This is a genomic window from Vibrio gigantis, from assembly GCF_024347515.1.
Taxonomy (GTDB): Bacteria; Pseudomonadota; Gammaproteobacteria; order Enterobacterales; family Vibrionaceae; genus Vibrio; species Vibrio gigantis.
The window spans coordinates 3,535,698-3,553,650 of record NZ_AP025492.1 but is presented as its reverse complement, the minus strand read 5'-3'; the positions used below and the strand labels follow the sequence as shown (position 1 = coordinate 3,553,650).

Below are 17,953 nucleotides of genomic sequence, written 5' to 3'. Positions count from 1 at the left end.
GATATAAAAAAGAGCGAGATTACTCGCTCTTTTTTGTTTTCGTTAACCTAGAAACTAGTCTTGTTTCTCGTCAGCGACTACTCGAGAGTTATCCGGCGTAGCGAAGTGTTCAGACAGCTCTTTGTTTGAAACAATGTAGCCAACCCACAATGCGCCCAAACAAATCACAACAGCAACACCTGTTGCGCTTAGAGCTTGGCTAGCCATTGCTGCCACCAATGCACTTGATAGGCCACTGATACTGATTTGCAGACTGTTTTGTAGACCAGCAGCTGTTGCTGGGCTTTGCTTAGCACTTGATAGGGCACGGTTTACTACGATTGGGTAGAGGGCACCGTTTGCTACTGCAATTAGACAGAAAGGTGCAAGTAGAGGCCAGATTGAAGTCAGTTCCCACTGTGATGCGATAAATATAAGCATCGCAGCTACGCTGAACAAGCCAATCAGGTTTCTTAGTACAACGCCATCACCATATTTCTTCACTGCTTGCTTGCCGAAGTAACCACCTGCCATGAACGCGATTGTTTGCGGGATAAAGCTCAAACCGATGTCTTTTGCTTCATAACCGAGCTGAGCCATGATCTCTGGCATACCCGTTAGGTAAGCGAAGAACGCTGCAGATGCCGAAGCAAACATTAAAACATTACCCATGTAAGGCTTTGATTTAAGCAACATCTTGATGTCTGTCTTAATCGACGTTTGTTTTACTTCTGGTGCTTCTTTTGGCTGAGCCATAGTGGTTGCCACTAGCAGCGCACCCATTAGGGTTAATGTCACGAAGATACTATGCCAGCCAAAGTTATCCGCCAATAACACACCTAACTGGGGTGCTAGTGCAGGAGATAGCGCAACTAAAGGCATGATGGTTGCAAAAATTTGCTGGCTACTGCTTTGCGAGTAACGCTTGATAACCATTGCTTGCCAGATTACAGCAGGAGCACACACACCGATCGCTTGAATGAAACGCAGCGTCAATAGGTGCCATACCTCGGTACTGAATGCTAGGCCGAATGAAGCTGCAGTAAAGATAACAAGACCTACCGCTAGCGTATTGCGGTGACCATACTTGTCACTCGCCAGACCCCAAAGAAGCTGACCCATTGCCATACCGCCAAGGAATACAGTTAGAGACAGAGCTATTTGCTCTGGGCCAGTTGCGAAATCAACTTCCATTGCCTTAAATGCAGGAAGGTACATATCGGTCGCAATAAAGCCAAGCATTGAAAGAACTGCAAGGTAGACCAATTGAAATTTAGAAATATTCATAAGATGCCATTAAACTAAAGGTAGTGATGTTTTTATCATCAAAAAAATTGTTAGATACTCAGGGGGGAGTACCCCTATTTATTTATGCTGACATTCTATTTTTCAGGTCTGATAAAATAAAACGCTAAAATATGTAGTTATCAATCAAAAAATTTGAAGGCTTATGTTCTCTAAATCCTCTTTAGAAATGCTCGATACTGTTGCTCGCTTAGGCAGTTTTACTGCAGCTGCAGAACAATTGCATAAAGTACCATCGGCGATCAGCTACGGTGTTAGGCAAGTCGAGCAAGAACTAGATGTTCTACTTTTCAGACGTTTACCGAGAAAGGTCGAACTGACACCAGCAGGTGAGTTGTTCATTGAAGAGGCTCGTGCGTTGCTGAGACAGATGGAAGAGGTGAGTGCCCAGACGCGACGTGCTGCTCGTGGCTGGAAGAAAACTTTGCGTCTAACGCTCGATAATGTGGTGAAACTCGACAAGATGAAACCGATGATTGAAGAGTTCTATCAAACCTTTGAGTTTGCCGAACTTCAGATCAACATGGAGGTGTTCAATGGCTCATGGGAAGCCATTGCACAGGGTCGAGCCGACATCGTGATTGGCGCAACCTCTGCGATTCCGGTCGGTGGTGACTTTGAGGTGAAAGATATGGGACGCTTAGATTGGGCGTTTGTAATGTCGCCAAGTCATCCGTGTGTGCGAGAGCAAAACCTCAATGAAGAATTTGTTAGCCAGTATCCCGCAATATGTTTGGACGATACCTCCAGCGTTCTCCCTAAGCGACACACAGGGCACTACTCTAATCAAAGACGCCTATTGTTACCTAACTGGTATAGTGCCATAGAGTGCCTTAAGAATGGAGTAGGGGTGGGTTACATGCCAAGGCATATTGCTGCACCTATTATCGAACAAGGCTTGCTGGTGGAGAAAATATTGCCTGAACCGAGCCCACAGAGTCATTGTTGTTTGGTGTGGCGAAAAGACGATAACCATAAACTGATCGAATGGATGGTGAAGTACCTAGGATCGAGTGAGCAACTTCATCAAGATTGGTTAGATCATCGCAAGGCGATCTAATGATCTCTTTACAATAAGATCCTTTTCAAGCTTTGGTTGAATCAGCACCAATAAAAAGAGCGAGTAAATACTCGCTCTTTTTGATTCGGTCGTTAACTCTTAAGACAAGAAGAACTTGTAGGAAGGGTTATCGGTTTCATCTTTACACTGATAGCCAAGCTCTCGTAGGTGTGTCGAGAACTGAGCTAAATCATCATCACCAAGTTCGAAGCCACACAATACACGACCGTAGTCGGCACCGTGGTTACGATAGTTGAACAGGCTGATATTCCAGTGAGTACCTAAGGTATCAAGGAATTTAATCAATGCACCTGGATACTCTGGGAACTCGAAGCTGTACAGACGTTCTTTCAGTGGTTTCGATGGTTTACCGCCAATCATGTAGCGAATGTGCAGTTTTGCCATCTCATCATCAGAGAGATCGACAACCGGGTAGCCACCTTCGCGTAGGTCATTGATGATGTGCTCGAGCTCTTCTTGCCCGCCTTGTAGACGTACACCAACGAAGATATTCGCGAGGCTTTCGTCGTTGTGGCGGTAGTTAAACTCTGTTACCGCTCGGCCGCCAATAATATTGCAGAACTCTAAGAACGCCCCTTGTCGTTCAGGGATAGTGACCGCAAGCAAACCTTCTCGCTTCTCACCCAACTCACAACGTTCAGACACATAGCGCAGGCCATGGAAGTTGGTGTTAGCACCTGACAGTACCGTTGCCAGTTGCTTGTCTTGCAGTTGGTTCTGTTCAGCAAACTTTTTGAGACCAGCCAGAGCAAGCGCCCCTGAAGGTTCGGCAATTGCACGAGTGTCTTCAAAGATGTCTTTCACCGCCGAGCAAATTTCATCACTAGACACGGCAATGTGACCATCGATGTACTGCTGACATAGGCGGAAGGTCTCTTCACCAATGCGTTTAACCGCGACACCATCAGCAAACATGCTGACTTGATCCAGTACTACAGGCTCACCGGCATCCAGTGCTGCTTTCAAACAAGATGAGTCTTCAGGTTCAACCGCGATGACTTTAATCTCTGGCATCAGCTGTTTAACAAGAACTGCAACACCCGCAGCCAAGCCACCACCACCAACTGGCACAAAGATGTAATCCATGTGACCATTTTGCTGAAGCATCTCCATACCCATGGTGCCTTGACCAGCGATCACCAACGGGTGATCGAATGGAGGAACAAAGGTGTAACCATGTTCAGCAGAAAGGCGCTCGGCTTCAGCCTTAGCTTCATCAAAGTTGCTGCCGTGCAGAACGACGTTACCGCCAAATCCACGCACCGCATCGACCTTGATATCTGGAGTGGTTTTTGGCATCACAATCGTGGTTTGAATACCAAGTTTAGAGCCAGACAGCGCCATGCCTTGAGCATGATTACCCGCCGATGCAGCAATTACACCAGCGGCTTTTTGCTGCTCAGAAAGGCTTGATACCATGTTGTAGGCACCACGCAGCTTGAACGAGTGGACCGGTTGACGGTCTTCGCGTTTCAGCTGAACCTGATTACCAATACGAGCACTTAAGCGAGGCATCTCTTGCAGAGGAGTCACTATTGCCGCTTCGTAAACTGGCGCTCTCAGGATCTGGCGCAGATAATCTGCGCCAGTTTGTTTTTGGGGGCTGGAGGTGTCATCATTCATAGTTAGCCCTCTAGCTTAGACTTATCACGCACGGCGCCTTTGTCGGCACTGGTTGCCATGCTTGCGTAAGCTTTCAGTGCGAAAGACACTTCACGCTGACGGTTTTCTGGTTTCCAGCCTAGTGCGTCTTGCTTAACACGACGCGCTTCTAGCTCTGCTTCAGGCACATCAAGTGTGATTGAACGGCTAGGAATGTCGATAGTGATGATGTCGCCAGTGTTCACTAGACCAATCACACCGCCACTTGCTGCTTCTGGAGAAGCGTGACCGATAGACAGACCTGATGTACCACCCGAGAAACGACCATCTGTTAGCAGTGCACAAGACTTGCCTAGACCCATCGATTTTAGGTAAGTAGTTGGGTAAAGCATTTCTTGCATGCCCGGACCACCTTTAGGGCCTTCGTAACGAATAACAACCACTTCGCCCGCTTTCACTTTGCCACCTAAAATGCCATCAACAGCACTATCTTGGCTTTCAAATACGATAGCAGGGCCTTGGAATTTCAGGTTCTCTTCATCAACACCTGCCGTCTTAACGATACAGCCATCAACCGCGATATTGCCCGAAAGAACCGCTAGGCCGCCTTCTTGGCTGAATGCGTTCTCTTTGGTACGGATACAACCTTCTTTACGGTCGTCATCAAGACGATCCCAACGGCAATCTTGTGAGAATGCTTTAGTTGTACGGATGCCCGCAGGGCCTGCACGGAAGAACTTAAGCACGGCTTCGTCTTCTGTCTGCATGATGTCGTATCGAGCGAGTTGCTCTTGCATGCTTAGACCAAGTACGGTGCGAGTTTGGTTGTTCAGTAGGCCAGCACGGTCTAGTTCACCTAGGATAGCCATTACACCACCAGCGCGGTGAACGTCTTCCATGTGGTACTTAGGTGTTGAAGGCGCAACCTTACATAGGTGTGGAACACGGCGAGACATCTCGTCGATATCACCCATATCAAAATCAATCTCACCTTCTTGAGCAGAAGCCAATAGGTGAAGAACGGTGTTACTAGAACCGCCCATTGCGATATCCAGTGCCATTGCGTTTTCAAATGCTGCACGGTTTGCGATGTTACGAGGCAGTGCTGATTCGTCATCTTGCTCATAGTAACGCTTAGTTAGGTCAACGATGCGCTTACCAGCATTGATGAATAGCTCTTCACGGTCAGCATGGGTTGCTAGCATAGAACCGTTACCTGGCTGAGATAGGCCAAGCGCTTCAGTTAGACAGTTCATTGAGTTCGCTGTGAACATACCTGAACATGAACCACATGTTGGACATGCAGAACGCTCTACTTGCTCACTTTGCTCATCTGAAATCGTTGGATCTGCACCTTGGATCATTGCGTCAACAAGGTCTAGCTTGATGATTTGATCTGAAAGCTTGGTTTTACCTGCTTCCATTGGGCCACCCGATACAAAGATCACTGGGATGTTTAGGCGCATAGCAGCCATCATCATTCCCGGAGTGATTTTGTCACAGTTAGAGATACACACCATCGCATCTGCACAGTGCGCATTCACCATGTACTCGACTGAGTCTGCGATAAGCTCACGTGATGGCAGTGAGTACAGCATGCCGCCGTGACCCATTGCGATACCATCATCCACTGCGATGGTGTTGAATTCTTTAGCGATACCGCCCGCTTTCTCGATTTCACCCGCAACCAGTTGACCCATATCTTTAAGGTGAACGTGGCCTGGTACGAATTGAGTGAAAGAGTTTACAACCGCGATGATTGGTTTACCGAAGTCATCATCTTTAACGCCAGTTGCACGCCATAAAGCGCGCGCACCAGCCATGTTGCGTCCGTGGGTAGTCGTTGCTGAACGATAGATTGGCATTGCTTAAATCCTTATAAAATATTTGGCTGTTGCTTACTTAGTTGTTTGCGTTTGGTTTTGTGAAGTTTGGTTTTGTGGATAAACGTAATCTAACCAGCCCCATTTATCTTCAGTGGTGCCATTGAATAAACCAAAGTAAGCCGCTTGAACTTTTTCAGTGATAGGACCGCGTTTTCCTTCACCTACTGTAATTTTGTCTACGCTACGAACCGGAACGATTTCCGCTGCTGTGCCTGTCATGAAGACTTCATCAGCAAGGTATAGCGCTTCACGAGCAATGTTCTCTTCACGGATCTCATAACCCATGTCTTTTGCTAATGTCATGATCGAATCACGCGTGATGCCCGGCAGAATTGCACTGGTCGCTGGTGGTGTCGATAGCACGCCGTTACGTACTACAAAGATGTTTTCACCTGCGCCTTCAGAAAGGTAACCATCAACACTTAGTGCGATACCTTCATCGTAACCATGACGACGTGCTTCACCACCAACTAGCAGTGAAGATAGGTAGTTACCACCCGCTTTAGCAGCGGTTGGGATGGTGTTTGGTGCTGCACGGTTCCAACTTGAGATCATCGCGTCTACGCCATTTTCGAGTGCTTCTTCACCTAGGTAAGAGCCCCAAGGGAAAGCTGCGATGATCAGTTCCATCTCAGTGTTTTCTGGTGGGCATACACCTAAACCAACGTTACCAACGAAACCTAGAGGGCGGATGTAGGCTGACTCTAGCTTATTTTGACGTAACGTTTCGCGAGTCGCTTCCATAATTTCTTCCTCAGTGTAAGGAATAGGGAAGCGGTAAATTTTTGCTGAGTCTTTTAGGCGTTTTGCGTGCTCTGGGTGACGGAAAATAACCGGACCTTTTGGTGTGTTGTAGCAACGAACACCTTCAAATACGGAAGTACCGTAGTGCATTGCGTGAGTCAGGACGTGAACGTTCGCCTCTGCCCAAGGAACCATCTCACCGTTAAACCAAATATAGTCTGCCGTTTTAGCTGTCATGTTTGCGGTTCCTTATGCGTTTATCTTTTGTTGTAAGTTATTGTTTGGCAACTCATTACGACTGATTGAGATAACGTCAACGGTACGCACATCCCACAGTTTTTCGATTTGATTGACCAAGAAAGAGATCGGACGATCACTGTCTACAATGATCTCAACACTCGCCACTTTGCTTTCGTGGTTTTGGGTGCCCGCGACTTGCTTAACAATAAAGCCACGGTGGCGGATAACACGAAGAACACGCTCTAGTAGTACAGGCTTATCATCGGCTTTGATGTCTAATAGGTATCTTTTCATGTTATGTGTTCTCCAACATCTCACTGTTTGAAGCACCTGGCGGTACTAGTGGCCATACGTTTTCTTCTTCATCGATAAGAACATGAAGCAGGTAAGCGGTTTTGCTCTCTAGCATCTCTTTCAGTGCTGGCTCTACTTCTTCTTTACGCGTGATGGTTTTACCCGGGATATCGAATGCTTTCGCTAGCATCACGAAGTCTGGGTTGTCATCTAGGATGGTTTCACTGTGGCGGCCATCAAAGAACAGTGATTGCCATTGACGAACCATGCCCAAGCGAGAGTTGTTTAGAAGCACCATCTTCACAGGGATCTGGCGGCGTTTCAGTGTGCCAAGCTCTTGCACATTCATCATGAACGAGCCATCACCAGAGATTAGAATCGATTGGTCATCAGGACGTCCAACCGAAGCACCCATAGCGGCTGGTAAGCCAAAGCCCATAGTGCCTAATCCGGCAGAGGTGATGAAGTTTTGTGGATCGCGAGGCTGAATGTGTTGAGCTGCCCACATTTGGTGTTGGCCAACATCGGTAGAAACAATAGAGCTCGCTGGCATCATGTCTGACAGCTGCTTCAACAGTAGTGGAGCAAAGATCAGATCGCCTGGGTGGTCGTAGCGCCATTTGAATGAGCTACGAAGACCTTCAGAGTGGTGGACCCAAGATGAGATATCTTGGCTTAGTTCCAACTGAGGCATGATCTTGTTGATGTCACCACGAATTGGCGCATTAGCAAGACGCAGTTTGCTGAACTCAGCCGCATCGATATCGATATGAATAACCTTAGCATGAGGTGCGAAGGTATCTAGCTTGCCAGTTACTCGGTCATCAAAACGAGCACCAACAACAATCAGTAAATCACTCTCTTGAACCACTAGGTTAGCGGCTTTAGTGCCGTGCATACCTAGCATACCTAAGTAGTGTGGGTCGTCACGCTCAATGGTACCCAAGCCTTTTAGTGTGCTGACTGCTGGCATTGGGTTAAGGCGTAAAAACTCACGAACCGCATCGGTTGCTTTAGCAAGTTGAACACCACCACCTACGTATAAAACAGGACGGGTCGCTTGAGACAAAAAGTATTGTGCCTGCTCAATGGCATCGGTTGTCGCAACAGGAATCGCGGGTGGAGTAAAATCAGGAAGAGTGTTAACAGGCGCTTCTGCTAGTTGAACATCCTTGGCGATATCGACGATAACTGGGCCAGGGCGGCCTGATTTAGCTACCACAAACGCTTCAGCGAGTGTTGGAGCAAGATCTTCAATGTCGGTGACTAGGTAGCTGTGTTTTGTACATGACAGAGACATACCAATCACATCCATTTCTTGGAATGCATCGGTACCAATGTGGGAACTTGCAACCTGACCTGTGATTGCAACCAGTGGGATAGAGTCCATAAAGGCATCAGCAAGGCCTGTGACTAGGTTGGTAGCACCTGGGCCAGACGTTGCCATACAAACAGCGACATCTTGTGTTGCGCGAGCCATGCCGATCGCGGCCATAGCTGCGCCTTGCTCATGGCGACATAGGATATGTTCAACTCCGCCGTCATAAAGTGCATCGTAGATTGGCATGATGGCACCACCTGGGTAACCAAATACGGTCTCAATTCCTTGTTGCTTGAGTGCGGATACGACTAGTTCTGCGCCTTTCATCGGAATTCTCCCGTATTACCTTTATTTTGGTAACTGTTTCCTTTGTCTCTGCACATCTTGTGCTCCCATTCTTCCTGTAAATCGGCAAAGCCGAAAATAATTAAAATTATAAAAATCGAATCGTCAAATTAGAAAAAACCCCCGGACTTTTCAGTGCGGGGGTTTTTTCTAATTCGTGGTTACTTTTTTCCCACTCGCCCCCGCGCAGTCTCAATAATGACCACGATAATCAGGTTAATCAGTGCGTAAATGCGAGCGTTAAAGTTCATATAATTCGAGTTTTCTCGTTTATTGTCTTTAGTAAATGTCTACATCTCTAGTGTTATCACACAAATCTGCCGCATGACAAGGAAAATGTCATTCTTTTTTCACATTAAAACACCATTCCACCAAGCTATATAACAACCTTATAGCTTTGGTGAGCAACGAATATCCAGAGCGAATACTTTTAAATCAAAGACAAAGGAAAGTTATGGGACTCGCGATAATTCATAGTCGAGCTAGTGTTGGTGTAGAGGCGCCAGAAGTGACGGTTGAGGTGCATATAAGCAACGGAATGCCCGGCTTTACGCTGGTGGGTCTGCCTGAAACAACGGTCAAGGAATCTAAAGATCGAGTGAGAAGCGCGATCATTAATTCTCGCTTTGAGTTTCCATCGAAAAGAATCACGGTCAATCTCGCTCCAGCAGATTTGCCAAAAGAGGGCGGACGTTTTGATTTGCCTATTGCGCTAGGAATCTTAGTCGCCTCCGAGCAGCTTCCCACATCCAAGATCGCGAAGCATGAATTCATCGGTGAGTTGGCGTTGTCAGGAGAGTTGCGCTCAGTAAAGGGCGTGTTACCCGCAACGTTAGCCGCCGATAGTGTCGAACGATGTTTGGTCGTCCCACACCACAACGGTGATCAGGCGGCGCTGGTGGGCAAGGGAGCTCACAAATCCGCACAAACCTTGTTGGAGGTTTGTGCGGATTTGTGTGGGCAGGCTCAGCTTGGTCTGTATCGTACCGAGCAACATCAAGTTGATGTGTCTGAGCTTCGCGACCTGCAAGACATCATCGGCCAACAGCAAGGCAAACGAGCACTAGAGATAGCAGCTGCGGGTAACCATAACCTACTTTTTCTAGGCCCTCCCGGAACGGGCAAGACCATGTTGGCTTCTCGACTGCGTGATTTGTTACCTGAAATGAGTGATGACGAAGCGATGGAAACCGCTTCGGTGGCTTCGTTAACGCAACAAGAGATCAATCAATACAACTGGAAACAACGTCCTTTTCGCGCTCCACATCATTCGAGTTCAATGGCAGCACTGGTAGGTGGGGGCTCAGTCCCTCGCCCCGGCGAGATCTCTTTGGCGCACAATGGCTTATTGTTTCTTGATGAGATGCCCGAGTTTGAGCGCAAGGTGCTCGATTCATTGCGTGAGCCACTGGAGTCGGGTGAAATCATTATCTCGCGGGTGGCGGGGAAAACTCGTTTCCCTGCGCGCTTTCAATTGATCGGTGCACTCAACCCAAGTCCAACAGGTTACTACGAAGGTAATCAAGCACGCGCTAACCCGCAGATCATATTGCGCTACCTCAATCGGCTATCTGGGCCGTTACTTGATCGGTTTGATATGTCATTGGAGATTCCATTGCTGCCTAAAGGAATGCTCGCCGAGGGTGGTGACCGCGGTGAAACCACTCAGGTTGTAAAGCAAAGAGTTAAACAAGCTCGTCAGTTGATGCTATCTCGCAACCATAAATCGAATGCACTGTTAGGTAGTCGAGAAATTGAGAAGTATTGCCCACTGCGACGTGAAGATGCCGAGTTTCTGGAAACAGCGCTGCATAGACTGGGTTTATCGATTCGTGCCTATCATCGAATCATCAAGGTCGCACGTACTATTGCTGATCTGGATGGTAACGAGCAGATAGAAAAGAAACACTTATCGGAAGCGCTTGGTTACCGCGCGATGGATAGATTATTGAAGCAACTTACGGCACAAGCTGTATAGTCATTGTGTTGTGGTAAACAAAAAAGCCTGCTTGTATGCAGGCTTTTTGGAAAAGTAGTTGATACTTGCTGAAGTTAGAACTTGTAGTTCAAGCCAACTGAAACGATGTATTGAGACTCATCATAGAAGGTAATGTTGGAGTCGCTCGTGCCGTAGCCAGCAAGAGAAACGAACGACCAGTTTTCCCAATCCATGAATTGATCATATTCGTAAGCAGCGAATAGGTTGATATTATCGTCACTACGCTTTTTGTCATAGATTGGGTTACTAGCGTCATATGAGCGTTGGTTGTAGCCCGCTGTTAATGCGTATTGGTGACGACCCATACCACCAAATAAGCTGACTTCACCACCGAACTGTTCGAATGATTCAGCATTACCTTCCGCATCACTTGATTGGTAAATCAAAGATGGTACTAGCATCATGGTGCGGCTAATCGGCTGGCGATACTGACCTTTCAGGTAGAGGGTATCAGCATCACGCTTAAGTTCTTCGTATCCAACCAGATCGCTATCAACATCCTTGGTTGCGTAAGCCATATCGAGTGAGAAAGCTGAACCTGCAATGTTACTTAGCTTCAAACGGAAAGCATTACCAGTTTCATCCGTTTTGCTTCGAGCTACACCCTCTGCATAAGGGTTGGCCCAGGTTTCACCAGACATAATGGTTGGCAGTAGTGAGGCATCGATCACCATGCCTGACTCAAGTTGGTATTTGTAACCCACTTCAAGCACAACGGTACCCGTTGCCACGTCATCACGTGCAGTACCTGTGTAGACTTGATGATTTAACTTTTCACCAAAGGTGTAAGCGATACTACCTAGAGGTGCGACAAGAAATGAGCTCTCAGATGAGGCTTTCTGCGTGTTTGATGAAATTGTGCTATCAGCATCGGTATCAAAGTTTGAGGTTGAAGAGGTTACCCCGGTGTTAATAGAGATTTCACCACTGAAGCCTTGCTCATCAGCAAGCTTGGCAAACGCAGGCGCAGCGGCAACGCTTAACGCTAATAACGTATATTTAATTTTCATTCAGAGGCTCCTTGCCCCAGTAATTGGCAGCAACAAATAGCTGTTAACAAAAGGTTATAGAAAACAATAAAATCTAAAGGTTCACTTTATCGCGCACCATGTAAAGGTTTATTAAATAAATGGGAAGTAGAACTACATCGAGAGATAGTATCTTCTGCCTGAAGTGATTAAAAAGCGTTAGGGACAAAAAAGGAAGCCGAAGCTCCCTTATTATGGTTTTTTGATTGTTTTTTTACTTTTTCAGCAGGAAGTTAACCAACTCAAAGTATTCATCTAGGCTGTTGATGCCTTGAGCTTCTACTAGGTAGCGGTTGTTAACTACGACAGCTGGTACGCCTGAAAGTCCGCTGTCTTTGAATGCTTTGTCGAAACGACGAACCATTGAATCTACCGCAAAGCCATTGTATGCCGCATCAAATTTCTTCGCATCAACACCTTCGTCTAGGAAGATTTGACGCAGTTCTGCTTCATCACGTGGTGGCTTGTTCATTGTGTGGATGCGGTTAAACATCACTGGCACCATCTTGTCTTCAACTTTCAGCGCAATCATGGTCGCGTAAGCTTTGCTCATTGGCAGCCCCATGTTGCCACCCATAAATGAAACATGGTTCTTCTGTAGCTTAGCGTCTTTAGGTAGCTGTTGTTTTAGCTGCTGGATGATTGGCTCAAAGCTATTACAGTGTGGGCAGTAAAAAGAGAAGAACTCTGTCACCATTGGTTTTTTTGATGCTTCTAGGTCAAGAACTTTGTAGTGTTCACCTTCGTTAAATTTCGCAGCGTGAGCTGAAAGGCTCAACATGATCAATGAGAAAAATGCGAATAGCTTTTTCATTTATCCAATCTCCATTATGTTTGAATTTTTATCTAGTTGTATGTTGCGATTGCTGTTACCACTGAGGCATTAACGAAAGTGGTGGCTCTTGCAGGGTAGCAATTTGCTCTTTACAAGCAAGTACTTGTTGTTCCCAATATTTCGGATCATTAAACCATGGGAAGGCCAGAGGAAACGCAGGATCGTGCCATCGTTTCGCCAACCATGCCATGTAATGCACCATACGTAGACCGCGTAGTGGTTCGATTAGTTTCAGTTGTGCGGTATTAAAATCGCAAAACTCTTGGTAACTCTCTAGCAAAATATCCAGTTGCATCAGCTTATCTTGGCGCTCGCCATTGAGCAGCATCCACAGATCTTGTATCGCAGGGCCGTTACGTGCGTCATCAAGATCGACGAACATTGGCCCATCGCGCCACAAAATATTGCCAGGGTGGCAGTCACCGTGCAGGCGGATATTCTCAATGTTGCTCGGCCACTGGCTCTCTAGCTCTTTTATCAGAAGGTCAACGTCATTGAAAAACGCGTTCTCTAGGTGCGTCGGGATAAACTGAGAATTCTCTAGAATCTTACGTGGCTGATAAAGGTATTCATCCAGGCTGATAGTAGGGCGATGTTGGAATGTTCTTCCTGCGCTGGCTTTATGAATACGCCCAAGAAAGCGCCCAACGCCTTCCAATTGGTCTAGGTTATCCACTTCATACTGCCTACCACCGACACTTTCAAATAAGGCAAATAGGTAGCCTTGGTATTCATGTAATGTTGCACCGTTGATTCGCATTGGAGGCGCAACGGGCATCTCTTGTTCGATAAGCTCTAGTGCGAAGTCATGTTCTTCTTGGATCTGTGCCTTGTTCCAGCGCTGTGGGCGATAAAACTTAACGACGTAGCGTTTACGGTCTTCGTCTGTGAATTGATATACACGGTTTTCGTAACTGTTGAGAGCGAGAAGCCCGGATTCAGCGCGAACTCCTATACTCTCCAGTGCGTACCACATGAAGTCAGGAGTCAGGTTATCAAAGTTAAAGGCTTGCATCGTCATAGAATAAAAAAGGCTCATTACTGAGCCTTTTTCCATTTATTGGGTTGTTATACCAAGCACTAAGGTGCGGGTATCAGAGCTTCTTGATAAAGCGGCTTTCGACTTCCATCGTAAACTCTTCATTATCCGAGAGTATAAACTGAATTGTCGAAACTGGTGAGCTCAGTTTTTCTGGGTCGGCGCCTAAACTGATAGGTAGGTTCAAAACCTCTCCCGGATTGACGGTAATCGTCTGTTTGCCGTACCAGATAGAACCGGGTAGTCCGCTCACATCGAGTTTGTATTCTTGCTCTTGTTGAGTCTTGTTGATCACTTTGAGGGTATAGGTGTTTTCAACCAACCCTTGGTTATTGATTCTAAACAGCTGGTTTCTGTCACGCAGAACACTCAGACCTGCAGGATCAACACTTGCTATCTGTGCGAAGAACAAGCCAAGCATCACGATCAAGATGGCTCCATAGCCTAGCAACTTAGGACGCATTACCTTGGTTGAGTGACCCTCAAGTCTGTGCTCGGTGGTGTAGTTAATCAGGCCTTTCTCATAGCCCATACGTTCCATGGTGTTGTCACAGGCATCAATACACGCGCCACAGTTAATACATTCGTATTGCAGGCCGTCACGGATATCAATTCCGGTAGGGCAAACTTGCACACATAAATTACAGTCAATACAGTCGCCTAGGCCAAGCTCTTTTGGATCCGCCTTGCGAGAGCGAGGACCACGGCTTTCACCACGTTCTGTGTCGTAGCCTACGATGAAGGTGTCTTTATCAAACATAGCTGATTGGAAACGCGCGTAAGGACACATGTGCAGACAAACAATTGAACGCATCCAACCTGCATTGGCGTAAGTACACCCAGCAAAAAACAGCACCCAAAACACTGGCCAGAAAGATGAGTTAAAGGTAAAGAAACCAACCACTAACTCTTTGATTGGAATGAAGTAACCAACAAAGGTTAAGCCCGTAGCGATGGCAATCGCCCACCACGCAATGTGTTTGAGGGTTTTTCTGACGATTAAATTGCTCGTCAGTTTGCCCGAGTCTTGTTTTCTTCGCTTATTGGCTGCACCTTCCAGTTTCTCTTCGAACCATATGTACATGAAGGTCCAGACGGTTTGTGGACACAAGTAGCCGCACCAGACTCGCCCTAAAAAGGTCGTTATGAAAAATAAGCCAAACGCGGCAATCATAAATAGGATCGCGAGTAGAGTCAGATCTTGCGGGTATAACGTGGTGCCAAAGAAGTTGAACTGTTGGCTACCGATATCGAGCAAGATCGCTTGTCGTTCACCAAATGGAATCCATGGGATAAGCGCAAAAAGTAAAAGTAAGAACCAACCGCCATAGCGACGCAGTTGTTGGAATTTACCTTTGCTTTCTCGAACATAGATTCGGTTACTTGGGTTAAATCGATCTCCATTACCTTTATGTGTTTTCGGGTTAAAGGTTTTAGGAGTCACATCTTTGATATCGATTTTATCCTGACTCATGGACTATCCTTTTTGTGGCTTGTTTGCCCGCTTAAAACGAGCATGACGACATTACTTGAAAGTATGATTTAGAGAACCTGTAGAAATTGAGCTTGGTGCATTTGTTGTTATCGCACTCACTCTTATTATTTTAGAAGATTCTTATGGATGGCGATTATAGCGACAATCTTGTTCTCATTTCTTTAACGCTATCAACCTTTAACAACAAAAGTCATAACAGTTGTGACGAAAAAATAGCGAACAGAAACAAAAAAGCGACCGAGTGGTCGCTTTTTTAAATTGAGAGTTTTATCTATACGGTAATTACGCTCTTGAGCATCGAGGTAATTAAAGGATGCCACGTGCTTTTAGAATTGCGGTTTTGAAATCATCTTCTTGGTCTTTTTTCAGACCCGGGATCATTTCATCTTTTTTGCTGTTACGCATTTTTAGATGGTAGATAAGCACATCGTCAGTCAGGTCTTCAAGTTTACCCTCGTAGCCTGCTTCTTTTGACAGCTTAATGATGAACTCTAACAAGTTAAGCTCTTGATCTTTCTGCCACTCAGGCTCCATCAGTTCAAGCAGTTCTTCTATGCGGTGACACTTCATACTTTATTCTCCACAAATTTTATAATGATTTGTGGCTAAGGTATCAAATCGGGTAGGGAATACCAATGTGTAAACACATTTCAAGATGGGAGCGGGCAAGAAAAAGCGCAGTAAAAACTGCGCTTTTTGTTAAGCGGCTTTAATCACTTTTGTTGTAGTCGGTGCTAATAAAGCAGTCTTCTCAACTAGAGTCATTGTAGGAGCCAATTTCTTAGCCGTTGGAGCAGCAACAAAGCCACTACGACGACGCATCGCACTACGGTTGGTGTGCGAGAACCTGACAGCTGTTGGGCGCATTAATTTACCTAACGGTCAGGCATATCCATTGCCAATCTAATGGCCTGATTTACCATGAGATCCACCTCAATTACTTGAAGCGTCACTCGTCTGGCTTTCGCCAATCCGAAGAATAAATCAGGATAATGATATGCATGCATATCAAGGCTTAGATTATCACTATCTAAGTTATCGATCGACGCCTGAGTGATAATTAAACGATATTAGAGCTAAAATAGTGTGAGCAGTATATTTGAGTTTGAACCTCTTTCAGGCTTAAGATGATGCTTTAAAGGAGGTGCATATGTCGTTCTTAAAGAAAACGTTAGCAAGTTTTGGCATTGGGTCTGCCAAGGTAGATTCTGTATTGCAACAGGAAGTGCTTTATCCAGGACAAAAGGCGAGCATTATTGTGCATGTCTACGGTGGCGCTCAGCCACAGGAGATCGACAATATCGATCTCAACTTGTGCTGTCGTTACGTCAAAGAAGTCACCATGAACTCACAAAGGCAAGAGGGCGGTCATAAACGCCGAATGCACCAAACATACTCGTTGGCCAAATGGAGCCTGCCGTATGCCTTTGTTATTCAGCCAGGTGAAACCCGTGATTTTGAATGTGAGTTTGATGTACCACTGAATACACCGGTCACGATTGGTGATTCAAAGGTGTGGCTTGAAACCGGCTTGGATATTGCGATGGCGATTGACCCATCGGATAAAGATATCTTAACGGTTCGTCCTGATGCACTCCTCGATGGCATTTTTAACGAACTTGAAGCTCAAGGTCTACGTATCCGCCAAGTGGAATGTGAAGCGGTAGAGGGCTTTGAACTTCCATTTGTACAAGAGTTCGAGTTTGTTCCGACGACTGGTCCTTATCATGGCCGTTGGCGTGAGCTTGAGGTTGTTGCCCATCGTGATGATGCCGAGCTTAAGTTGTGGTTTGAGATAGACCGCAATCGCGACGGTGCAAAAGGTATGTTGGCGAGCTTATTGGGAGTGGGCCAGCTGCAGCGTCAGTTGAGTGTGCCATTGGATACATCTCCGGAAGAAGCCGGCAAGATGGTGCTTGAGTATCTAGATAGCGCCTCTTAGTTAGCTCTTTGGTTAGTTAGTTAGTTTGAGAGCGCCTAACCTCATCACACAGTTTTGGCGTTATTAATGTCATAAAAATTTAAGCTTACACGTGTAAGCTTAATATGCAATACTAGGTCAATTGAACATTTACTCTAGTAGGATACTCATGTCTGCATCATCAGCCAGCGAATACAGCGACATCGAAGAACGCGCTAATGCGATAACCCATGGCTTGGGCGTTGTGCTTGGCGTAGTTGGTCTGATTTTGTTGCTGATTCGTGCATTTGATTACCAAGCCGACATGTTGACTGTTGCTAGTATGGCAATCTATGGCAGCAGTATTATCCTGCTTTTTCTTGCTTCCACGCTCTATCACTCGATCACCACAGAAAAGACCAAGCGTTTATTGAAAACCCTCGATCACTGTGCGATTTATTTGCTGATCGCAGGTAGCTACACCCCGTTTTTATTAGTCGGTTTAAGAACCCCACTCGCAATGGGCTTGATGGCGGTTATTTGGGGGATTGCGTTGGTGGGTATCATCATGAAGATCGCGTTCGTGTACCGTTTCAAGCGCCTATCGCTGTTCATTTACTTAGCGATGGGGTGGCTATCTTTGATTGTGGTTTATCAATTGGCGATGAATATCGATATAGGTGGCTTGGTGTTGCTGGCGGTTGGTGGGGTGATTTACTCGTTGGGTGTGATTTTCTATGTAGCAAAACGCATCCCTTATAACCATGCCATTTGGCACCTGTTTGTATTGGCGGGCTGCGCTTGCCATTTCTTCGCTATTTATCTGTATGTGACACCGGTTTAGCGTTACTACGATAGAC

General features: G+C 46.2%; 16 protein-coding genes. 4 read left to right on the top strand and 12 right to left on the bottom strand.

Annotated elements, in window-relative coordinates; all coding sequences use genetic code 11:
• Positions 1-54 precede the first annotated feature (54 nt).
• Positions 55-1,266: a purine nucleoside transporter PunC gene (gene punC / locus OCV56_RS16020; protein WP_086712401.1), complete on the bottom strand. Its 1,212-nt coding sequence runs from the start codon at positions 1,264-1,266 to the stop codon at positions 55-57.
• Between the two features lie 163 nt (positions 1,267-1,429).
• Here punC and punR point away from each other — a divergent pair, with 163 nt between their 5' ends.
• The gene (punR, locus tag OCV56_RS16015) at positions 1,430-2,344 is read left to right on the top strand and encodes a DNA-binding transcriptional activator PunR (protein WP_017058788.1); all 915 of its coding nucleotides are present in this window, start codon (positions 1,430-1,432) and stop codon (positions 2,342-2,344) included.
• 99 nt (positions 2,345-2,443) lie between these two features.
• Here punR and ilvA read toward each other — a convergent pair whose 3' ends face one another.
• Genes ilvA through ilvG form a run of 5 tightly spaced genes read right to left on the bottom strand, consistent with a single transcriptional unit; the run spans position 2,444 to position 8,779 of the window.
• A complete protein-coding gene (ilvA, locus tag OCV56_RS16010; protein ID WP_086712402.1) occupies positions 2,444-3,988 on the bottom strand; it encodes a threonine ammonia-lyase, biosynthetic in 1,545 nt (514 codons plus the stop codon).
• Positions 3,989-3,990: 2 nt separating this feature from the next.
• On the bottom strand, positions 3,991-5,832 hold the full coding sequence (gene ilvD, locus OCV56_RS16005; RefSeq protein ID WP_086712403.1) for a dihydroxy-acid dehydratase: 1,842 nt from the start codon (positions 5,830-5,832) through the stop codon (positions 3,991-3,993).
• A gap of 33 nt (positions 5,833-5,865) precedes the next feature.
• Complete coding sequence (locus tag OCV56_RS16000; RefSeq protein ID WP_086712404.1) at positions 5,866-6,834, bottom strand: branched-chain amino acid transaminase; 969 nt, start codon at positions 6,832-6,834, stop codon at positions 5,866-5,868.
• Positions 6,835-6,846: 12 nt separating this feature from the next.
• Positions 6,847-7,131, bottom strand: coding sequence for an acetolactate synthase 2 small subunit (ilvM, locus tag OCV56_RS15995; RefSeq protein ID WP_017055442.1), 285 nt, complete (start codon positions 7,129-7,131; stop codon positions 6,847-6,849).
• Position 7,132: 1 nt separating this feature from the next.
• Positions 7,133-8,779: an acetolactate synthase 2 catalytic subunit gene (ilvG, locus tag OCV56_RS15990; RefSeq protein ID WP_086712405.1), complete on the bottom strand. Its 1,647-nt coding sequence runs from the start codon at positions 8,777-8,779 to the stop codon at positions 7,133-7,135.
• Between the two features lie 472 nt (positions 8,780-9,251).
• Between ilvG and OCV56_RS15985 the strand changes: the two genes are divergently transcribed.
• The gene (locus tag OCV56_RS15985; RefSeq protein ID WP_086712406.1) at positions 9,252-10,775 is read left to right on the top strand and encodes a YifB family Mg chelatase-like AAA ATPase; all 1,524 of its coding nucleotides are present in this window, start codon (positions 9,252-9,254) and stop codon (positions 10,773-10,775) included.
• Between the two features lie 74 nt (positions 10,776-10,849).
• Here OCV56_RS15985 and OCV56_RS15980 read toward each other — a convergent pair whose 3' ends face one another.
• The 6 genes from OCV56_RS15980 to OCV56_RS15955 all read right to left on the bottom strand — a co-directional run bounded on the left by OCV56_RS15980 (position 10,850) and on the right by OCV56_RS15955 (position 16,060).
• The gene (locus OCV56_RS15980) at positions 10,850-11,806 is read right to left on the bottom strand and encodes a DUF2860 domain-containing protein (RefSeq protein ID WP_086712407.1); all 957 of its coding nucleotides are present in this window, start codon (positions 11,804-11,806) and stop codon (positions 10,850-10,852) included.
• Positions 11,807-12,038: 232 nt separating this feature from the next.
• Positions 12,039-12,638, bottom strand: a complete 600-nt coding sequence (locus OCV56_RS15975) for a thiol:disulfide interchange protein DsbA/DsbL (RefSeq protein WP_050642882.1) — start codon at positions 12,636-12,638, stop codon at positions 12,039-12,041.
• Between the two features lie 55 nt (positions 12,639-12,693).
• On the bottom strand, positions 12,694-13,680 hold the full coding sequence (locus tag OCV56_RS15970) for a serine/threonine protein kinase (protein WP_017058781.1): 987 nt from the start codon (positions 13,678-13,680) through the stop codon (positions 12,694-12,696).
• Between the two features lie 73 nt (positions 13,681-13,753).
• Positions 13,754-15,172: a cytochrome c oxidase accessory protein CcoG gene (gene ccoG / locus OCV56_RS15965; RefSeq protein ID WP_086712408.1), complete on the bottom strand. Its 1,419-nt coding sequence runs from the start codon at positions 15,170-15,172 to the stop codon at positions 13,754-13,756.
• 327 nt (positions 15,173-15,499) lie between these two features.
• Positions 15,500-15,763 (bottom strand): YihD family protein, encoded by a 264-nt coding sequence (locus OCV56_RS15960; protein ID WP_086712409.1) that lies wholly within the window; start codon positions 15,761-15,763, stop codon positions 15,500-15,502.
• Positions 15,764-15,892: 129 nt separating this feature from the next.
• Positions 15,893-16,060, bottom strand: coding sequence for a hypothetical protein (locus tag OCV56_RS15955; RefSeq protein WP_004739323.1), 168 nt, complete (start codon positions 16,058-16,060; stop codon positions 15,893-15,895).
• 283 nt (positions 16,061-16,343) lie between these two features.
• Here OCV56_RS15955 and OCV56_RS15950 point away from each other — a divergent pair, with 283 nt between their 5' ends.
• Together OCV56_RS15950 and trhA are read left to right on the top strand one after the other, a co-directional pair.
• The gene (locus OCV56_RS15950) at positions 16,344-17,135 is read left to right on the top strand and encodes a sporulation protein (RefSeq protein ID WP_086712410.1); all 792 of its coding nucleotides are present in this window, start codon (positions 16,344-16,346) and stop codon (positions 17,133-17,135) included.
• Between the two features lie 148 nt (positions 17,136-17,283).
• The gene (trhA, locus tag OCV56_RS15945; RefSeq protein ID WP_086712411.1) at positions 17,284-17,937 is read left to right on the top strand and encodes a PAQR family membrane homeostasis protein TrhA; all 654 of its coding nucleotides are present in this window, start codon (positions 17,284-17,286) and stop codon (positions 17,935-17,937) included.
• The last annotated feature ends 16 nt before the right edge of the window (positions 17,938-17,953 follow it).